General features: G+C 70.1%; 8 protein-coding genes. 4 read left to right on the top strand and 4 right to left on the bottom strand.

What is annotated here, in order from left to right; genetic code table 11:
* Positions 1 to 363 precede the first annotated feature (363 nt).
* Complete coding sequence (locus ACFWI9_RS32195; protein WP_387168216.1) at positions 364 to 837, top strand: carboxymuconolactone decarboxylase family protein; 474 nt, start codon at positions 364 to 366, stop codon at positions 835 to 837.
* A 153-nt stretch (positions 838 to 990) separates the two neighbouring features.
* Here ACFWI9_RS32195 and ACFWI9_RS32190 read toward each other — a convergent pair whose 3' ends face one another.
* Both ACFWI9_RS32190 and ACFWI9_RS32185 read right to left on the bottom strand, forming a co-directional pair.
* Complete coding sequence (locus ACFWI9_RS32190; protein WP_387168214.1) at positions 991 to 1,248, bottom strand: helix-turn-helix domain-containing protein; 258 nt, start codon at positions 1,246 to 1,248, stop codon at positions 991 to 993.
* Positions 1,248 to 1,745 (bottom strand): DUF2975 domain-containing protein, encoded by a 498-nt coding sequence (locus tag ACFWI9_RS32185; RefSeq protein WP_387168211.1) that lies wholly within the window; start codon positions 1,743 to 1,745, stop codon positions 1,248 to 1,250. The genes ACFWI9_RS32190 and ACFWI9_RS32185 overlap by 1 nt, the downstream gene beginning before the upstream one ends.
* A gap of 152 nt (positions 1,746 to 1,897) precedes the next feature.
* Between ACFWI9_RS32185 and ACFWI9_RS32180 the strand changes: the two genes are divergently transcribed.
* A complete protein-coding gene (locus tag ACFWI9_RS32180; protein ID WP_387168208.1) occupies positions 1,898 to 2,902 on the top strand; it encodes a pyridoxal-phosphate dependent enzyme in 1,005 nt (334 codons plus the stop codon).
* On the opposite strand, the gene ACFWI9_RS32175 is transcribed toward ACFWI9_RS32180, so the two are convergent.
* The gene (locus ACFWI9_RS32175) at positions 2,879 to 3,454 is read right to left on the bottom strand and encodes a histidine phosphatase family protein (protein ID WP_387168206.1); all 576 of its coding nucleotides are present in this window, start codon (positions 3,452 to 3,454) and stop codon (positions 2,879 to 2,881) included. The genes ACFWI9_RS32180 and ACFWI9_RS32175 overlap by 24 nt on opposite strands.
* Before the next feature lie 233 nt (positions 3,455 to 3,687).
* Between ACFWI9_RS32175 and ACFWI9_RS32170 the strand changes: the two genes are divergently transcribed.
* Positions 3,688 to 3,882 carry a DUF1918 domain-containing protein gene (locus ACFWI9_RS32170; RefSeq protein WP_387168203.1) on the top strand — a complete coding sequence of 65 codons (195 nt, stop codon included), beginning with the start codon at positions 3,688 to 3,690 and terminating at the stop codon, positions 3,880 to 3,882.
* A 33-nt stretch (positions 3,883 to 3,915) separates the two neighbouring features.
* On the opposite strand, the gene ACFWI9_RS32165 is transcribed toward ACFWI9_RS32170, so the two are convergent.
* Positions 3,916 to 5,187 carry a glycoside hydrolase family 10 protein gene (locus tag ACFWI9_RS32165; RefSeq protein WP_387168200.1) on the bottom strand — a complete coding sequence of 424 codons (1,272 nt, stop codon included), beginning with the start codon at positions 5,185 to 5,187 and terminating at the stop codon, positions 3,916 to 3,918.
* Between the two features lie 197 nt (positions 5,188 to 5,384).
* Here ACFWI9_RS32165 and ACFWI9_RS32160 point away from each other — a divergent pair, with 197 nt between their 5' ends.
* Positions 5,385 to 6,245, top strand: coding sequence for a 3-hydroxybutyryl-CoA dehydrogenase (locus tag ACFWI9_RS32160; RefSeq protein ID WP_387168197.1), 861 nt, complete (start codon positions 5,385 to 5,387; stop codon positions 6,243 to 6,245).
* Positions 6,246 to 6,449 lie beyond the last annotated feature (204 nt).

The raw sequence follows: 6,449 nt of genomic DNA, 5'->3' as shown, positions 1-6,449 counted from the left end.
AAATTCAACGGCGCCCTCGCCAGCTGGATCTACACCTCTTCCCAGTGGGTCTACTCATCGACCCGCTTCTTCAAGCCCTACAACTGATCCATGGGGCTGGAGACCGGGCTGCTCCCCACGGCTGAGAGCCACACCGGACGAGCAGGGTCGTAGTCCCGGGGTGTTCGGAGCGAGGGCCTGGCAGGCCTGTCGGTGACGACGGACCTCCAGGCCCTCGCGCGTGCGCTGACGCCCGCAAGGGCAACCGTCCGGGACACGGCGGACGTAGTGGTGACGCGCATCACAGCCAGTCATGTCACACCTCGCCCATCCAATCCGTCAGTGATGTGTAACCGCCGGACACCGCCCAAGGGAGCGCACATCATGGAAGCCCGCCTGAACCCGTTCACCACCCCGGTCCTGAGCAAGGTCCTCAAGCACGTCACCGCCGCGGGCCGGGTCCTCACGGAGTCGACCCTGCCCCTGTCGACGCAGGAGCTGGTGAAGCTCCGCGCCAGCCAGATCAACGGCTGCGGATTCTGCACCGACATGCACTTCAAGGACGCCGTGCACGCCGGGGAGTCCGCGGAGCGCCTCAACCTGGTCGCCGTGTGGCGGGAGGCCACGGTGTTCACCGATGCCGAGCGCGCGGCACTGGAGCTCACCGAAGAGGCGACCCGTATCGCCGACGCGGCCGGGGGCGTCCCGGACGGGGTCTGGGCGAACGCCGCCAAGTACTACGACGAGGAGCAGCTCGGAACTCTGGTCGGCGCCATCGCGCTGATCAACGCCTTCAACCGGGCGAACGTCATGCTCGCGATGCCGGCAGGCGACTACCAGCCCGGCCAGTTCGGGTGAGCTGACGAGCGGACGGGGCGCGCTGCGGCTCTGGGCGCGCCCGCCCGGCGAGCATCGCGGGGCAGAGGGCCCGACGCGGCCGGACGCGGACCAGGGGCACCGGCGCCGCGACTCGTACAGGGCCGTGGGCGCTCCCGGTGCCCACGGGCCGTCTCACCCGATCCCGGCACCCTGTGCGTCCGCGGCACCGGCAGCGCCATCGGCGCCTTCCGGCTCCCAGCGCAGCAGATCCCCGGGCTGGCATTCGAGCGCCTCGCAGAGTGCGGCGAGGGTCGCGAAGCGGACGGCCTTGGCGCGCCCGTTCTTGAGTACGGCCAGGTTGGCGGGGGTGATGCCGACACGTTCCGCGAGTTCTCCCACGGACATCTTCCGCCTGGCCAGCATCACATCGATATCGACGGCGATCGGCATCAGATCACCCCGTCCAGCTCGGTCCGCATCCGCGCCGCCTCGACATCGCGCGCCACCGCCTGGGCGAGCAGCATGCGCAGGACGAGCACGATGAGAGCGACCCCGAGGACCGCCAGTCCCGCGCCGCCGATCAGCAGGACGATACCGGGCGGGACCGCCTCACCGGGGGCCAGTACGACCCCGAGCGCGAAGACCAGCAGGGCAGCGGCGGTGAACGCGCCGATCACCACGTCCACGTAGCGGAAGGCGCCGTCGGAGAACACGGTTCCGCGCCGCACCATCGTCACCAGGCGCCACACGCAGACCAGGACGACCTGAGCCGACATCAGGCCCAGGACCGTGATCATGAGCGTGGGCGTGCGCAGATACGCGACGTCCGGGTCGAGGCCCTCCATGTCGCCGGCCAGCAGCGGCACCATCACCGTCTGCACGAACAGCGAGCCGGCGAGCAGCGCGACCAGCACGAGGCGCAGTGCGAGCACGGTCAGATTCCCCATCGCCTCTTCCCCTCCATCAATCGACTTACGATGGGAATCTATCGAAATTCGATAGATTCAGCAAGAGGGAGACCGCGCGGCGAGGACGGGAGCCGAGAGCCGTGTGGACCAGCCGACCGGCGGCCCCGGATGCGAGCGGGGATCATAGGCGCATGGCGCGTGCGGAGAACGGATGGGCGGCGGAGGCGGTACGTGAGTTGTGCGCGGACGCGCGCCCTACGCCGCTGCTCCGGGCGGCCGGGCCGGCCGAACAGCTCGGCGAGCTGTACGTCAAGGACGAATCCGCCCATCCATCGGGCACTCTCAAGCACCGATTGGTCCGCGCGCTGTTCTGCGAGGCGGTCCTGGACGGCGCCGTGCGCGACGGTGTGACTGTGGTGATGGGCACGGGTGGACCCGCCGCGGTCGCGGGCGCGTACTGCGCACGCCGGGTCGGTGTACCGTTCGTCGCCCTGGTACCCGCCAAGACACCTCCGGCCGTACGGGAGTCGGTGGAGCGCCACGGTGGCCGCTGGCGTATCGCCACGGTGCCTGCCGACCTCCAGGAGGAGGCGCGCGGGCTCGCGGCGCGCCTGGGTGGCCACTTCCTCGACCACTTCGCCGACTCGGAACGCGCGATCGCCCGGTGCCCGGTGCCGGATCTGGCCCGAGAGCTGTTCGGCCAGCTGGCCGACATGGGTGCGCCCGAACCGGCGTGGCTGGTGGCGGGCCTGGGTACGGGCACCACCACGGCGACGCTCGGACGCTACGCCAGCGCTCTCGACGGCAATGGCACCCGACCACGCGTGGCGGGGGTGGACGCGGAGCACTCGGCGTACTTCCCGGCCTGGGCAAGCGGCTGCGCCGACTACACGACCGGGATGCCGTCCGCCATCCCGGGCCTCGGCCGGCCCCGTACCGAGCCGGCCTTCCGTCCGGAACTGCTGGACCTGGTGATCCCGGTCGGCGAGGAGGCCGCGGAGGACGGTCTGCACTGGCTGCGGACGGGGGCGGCGTACGGCAGCGAGGGCGGTCTCGGCCTCACCACGGGAGCGGTGGGCTGGGCCGTGCGCCATCTGCTGACCCGGATGAGGGAGTCCGGGTCGCCCGGCAGTGTGGTGATGGTGGCCGGGGAGCGGGCGCCCCGGTCCTGCTCAGCCGCCAGTCTCCAGGCGTAGGTTCCAGCCGCCCGACCTCCCGGTGAGGACGACGGTGGACAACGGGCGCACATCGACGTTCCAGTACATCGACGGCGGGGCCTTCAGCGCGTAGACCAGCGCGGCACGTACGACGGCGGGTTCGGCGACGGCCAGAACCGAGCCGCCGTCGTCCACGGGGCGGCTGTCCAGCCAGCCCCCCACCCGGCTGATGAAACCGAGCAGCGGCTCTCCGCCGTGCGGGGCGACACGTGGATCGGCGAGCCAGGCATTGACGGCGTCGGGCTCCCGTGCCGCCACCTCGGTCAGCGTGTAACCGCGCCAGCGCCCCATGTCGCAGTCGCTCAAGGCGGGCTGCGCGAGGGTGGCGTAGCCCAGCGCGTCAGCGGTCCCCCTGCTCCGGGCCGTCGGCGAGCAGTACCGCAGCTCCGCGGCGCCGAGCGGCACGAGGTGCCGCGCGGCGAGCCGCACCTCGTACCAGCCGGACTCGTCCAGCGGCCGGTCGTCGTCGAAGCGCTCGGCCAGCCGCGGGCAGCTGCGCGCGGCTGTGACGAGGGTGACCCGAACACTCATGGCGGGATCGTGAGGCCGCGAGCGCCCCAGGTCAAGAGAGGTCACTCACGGTTAGTGAAGTTCACCCCAGACCTCGCCCCGTAAGCCGCCCGGAGCCTGCCGTGGCCCTCCCGGGTCCCGCTCCGTCGAACGGCGGCGCGGTGAGCGCCGCCGCTCCGGCGTGATGCGCGTCACGCTCCCGGACGTAGACTCGAAATACCGATCGCGACGCCCCTCTAAGGAGGTCACGCCCGATGGAAGCGAGTGTGGGCGACAAGCTGCTCGTGCACGGCCGGGTCGTCGGCCAGCACGACCGGCTCGCCGAAGTCATGGAGGTCCTGGGCGATCGCGGCACTCCCCCGTACCGCGTCCGCTTCGAGGACGACGGCCATGAGTGCCTGATGTCCCCCGGCCCCGACACCGTCGTACGCCACCACGAGAAGAACTGATCAGCCGCTCATCGGCAGCAGCGGCTCATCGGCTCATCGCGGTGACCGGACCCGGGTCGGATAGTGATCCGCCACCACGGTGGCCATCGCGCCGATCCGGTCCGTCACCACTTCCTTCGCCGAGAAGAAGCAGTGGCCGCGCACATTCGCGTATCGGCCGGCGAACGTGAGGTGCCGCGACAGTTCGCGCCGGTCCTGCCAGGCCTTCGGCTGCGCCGGATCGCCGGCCTTGTAGAGCGCCTCGCCGATGTAGAGATCCACGCCGGTTCCCTTCACCACGGCATCCCACCACGGCACCAGCCGCGCGTAGTCGGCGGCGGCCATGCCGATGTGCCAGTACAGCTGCGGCACGATGTAGTCGATCCACCCCTGACGCACCCAGCCACGGGTGTCCGCGTACAGGTCGTCGTACGTCTGCACACCCGCCGAGGTGTTCGACCCGAGAAGAGGATCGGTGGCGGCGTTGCGCCAGACCCCGAAGGGGCTGATGCCGAGGCGCACTCCCGGCCGCACCGTCTTGATCCGTGCGGCGGTCTCCCGCACCAGGCGGTTGATGTTGTCGCGCCGCCAGGCGGCCCGGCTGGCGAAACCGGCCCCGTACCGCTGGTAGGCCGCGCCGTCGGCGAACTGCTGCCCCGGCACGGGGTACGGATAGAAGTAGTCGTCCCAGTGGACGGCGTCCACCGGATAGCGCGCCACGGCGTCGAGCATCGCGTCCTGGACGAACTTCCTGACCTGGGGGAGGCCGGGGTTGTAGTACAGCTTCCCGCCGTACGCGACCACCCATCCCGGGTTGCGCCGCGCGGGATGGCTGGGGATCAGCTTCGACAGATCGCCGTGGTTGGCGACACGGTACGGGTTGAACCAGGCGTGCAGCTCAAGGCCTCGCGCATGGGCCTCCTTGACCGCGGTGCCGAGCGGATCCCAGCCCGGGTTGCGGCCCTGGACCCCGGTCAGCCACTGCGACCAGGGCTCGTACGGTGACGGCCACAGCGCGTCAGCGGCGGGCCGGACCTGGAAGACCACCGCGTTGAGCTTCCTGGCGACCGCCACGTCCAGATAGCGCAGCAGCTCGGCACGCTGCTTGGCCGCGCTGAGCCCCGGAGCGGACGGCCAGTCGCGGCCGGCCACGGTAGCCAGCCACATCCCACGGAACTCCCGCGCGGCGGCTGCCCCTTGGCGGGCCGGTTCCGCCGCGCCGACGGGGTCGGTCGGGGCTGCCATGGTCCGGGCCTCGCCGGTCACGGAGAACGCGGTGAGCGCACCGGCCGCCGTGACGAATCCTCTTCTGCTGATCTGTCCCATAAGCGCCTCTATGCACCTCTCTGTGCCGTTTGGTCACTCATCGCACTACTTGCTCCGGACAGCATGCCGCCCCGACCCCCCTGGCACACGCACCCTCGGAGTAACGTCGTGGGTCCGAGGTGGGCACCGGAACCAAACGGAGGACCTACCACGCAAAAGTCCACGAAACCTGCGAAAGGCACGAAGTGACCGAGACTATGGCCGACGTAACCCGCGTCGGAGTGGTGGGCTGCGGCCAGATGGGTGCGGGTATCGCCGAGGTGTGCGCCCGCAGCGGACTCGAGGTCAAAGTCGCCGAGACCACTGGCGAGGCCCTTGAGATCGGCCGTACGCGTCTGTACAACTCCCTCTCCAAAGCCGCCGAGCGCGGAAAGATCACGGAGGAGGAGCGCGATGCGACGCTGGCGCGGCTGAGCTTCACCACTGATCTCGGCGAGTTCGCCGACCGTGATCTGGTCATCGAGGCCGTGGTAGAGAACGAGCAGGTCAAGACGGAGATCTTCCAGGTGCTCGACCAGGTGGTGACCCGTCAGGACGCCATTCTGGCCTCGAACACGTCGTCCATCCCACTCGTGAAGCTGGCCGTCGCCACCTCGCGGCCCGACCAGGTCATCGGTGTCCACTTCTTCAACCCGGCCCCGGTACAGAAGCTGGTGGAGCTGATCCCGGCGCTGACGACGTCCGAGGAGACGATCAAGCGCGCCGAGGCCGTCGTCCAGCAGGTGCTGGGCAAGCACGCGATCCGCGCCCAGGACCGCTCGGGCTTCGTGGTGAACGCGCTCCTGATCCCGTATCTGCTGTCCGCCATCCGGATGTTCGAGTCGGGCATCGCGAGCCGCGAGGACATCGACAACGGTATGGAGATGGGCTGCGCCCACCCGATGGGGCCCCTGAAGCTCTCGGACCTGATCGGTCTGGACACGGTCGCGTCGGTCGCCGACTCGATGTACGCCGAGTTCAAGGAGCCGCTGTACGCGGCGCCGCCGCTGCTTCAGCGGATGGTGGACGCAGGCCGGCTCGGGCGGAAGACGGGCTCGGGCTTCTACCCGTACTCCTGAACCCGCTGAGCCCAGGGGTGTTCGGAACGCTCACCCCAGGTCGCACGCTTTTCGGGCCGGTAGGCGTCGCGGACGCACGGCTCCTTCGAGGGGGCGCACCCGGGTGACCGGACACCGTTGGCGAATGCCCCTTGCGACGTGACGTCGGCCTGTTCCACCGCGTTGGTGGGGCAGGCCGATGTCGTGTTTGGGGTGGGGTTGACG

Source organism: Streptomyces sp. NPDC127084 (assembly GCF_042724175.1).
Classification (GTDB): domain Bacteria; phylum Actinomycetota; class Actinomycetes; order Streptomycetales; family Streptomycetaceae; genus Streptomyces.
Note: the sequence above shows the minus strand (reverse complement) of the source record. Positions and strands in the feature narration are given on the sequence as shown.

Coding starts and splice junctions, on each gene's coding strand:
- ACFWI9_RS32170 (WP_387168203.1), top strand. CDS start 3,688: ATGGAAGCGAGTGTGGGCGACAAGCTGCTCGTGCACGGCCGGGTCGTC.
- ACFWI9_RS32175 (WP_387168206.1), bottom strand. CDS start 3,454: ATGAGTGTTCGGGTCACCCTCGTCACAGCCGCGCGCAGCTGCCCGCGG.
- ACFWI9_RS32185 (WP_387168211.1), bottom strand. CDS start 1,745: ATGGGGAATCTGACCGTGCTCGCACTGCGCCTCGTGCTGGTCGCGCTG.
- ACFWI9_RS32160 (WP_387168197.1), top strand. CDS start 5,385: ATGGCCGACGTAACCCGCGTCGGAGTGGTGGGCTGCGGCCAGATGGGT.
- ACFWI9_RS32195 (WP_387168216.1), top strand. CDS start 364: ATGGAAGCCCGCCTGAACCCGTTCACCACCCCGGTCCTGAGCAAGGTC.
- ACFWI9_RS32180 (WP_387168208.1), top strand. CDS start 1,898: ATGGCGCGTGCGGAGAACGGATGGGCGGCGGAGGCGGTACGTGAGTTG.
- ACFWI9_RS32165 (WP_387168200.1), bottom strand. CDS start 5,187: ATGGGACAGATCAGCAGAAGAGGATTCGTCACGGCGGCCGGTGCGCTC.
- ACFWI9_RS32190 (WP_387168214.1), bottom strand. CDS start 1,248: ATGCCGATCGCCGTCGATATCGATGTGATGCTGGCCAGGCGGAAGATG.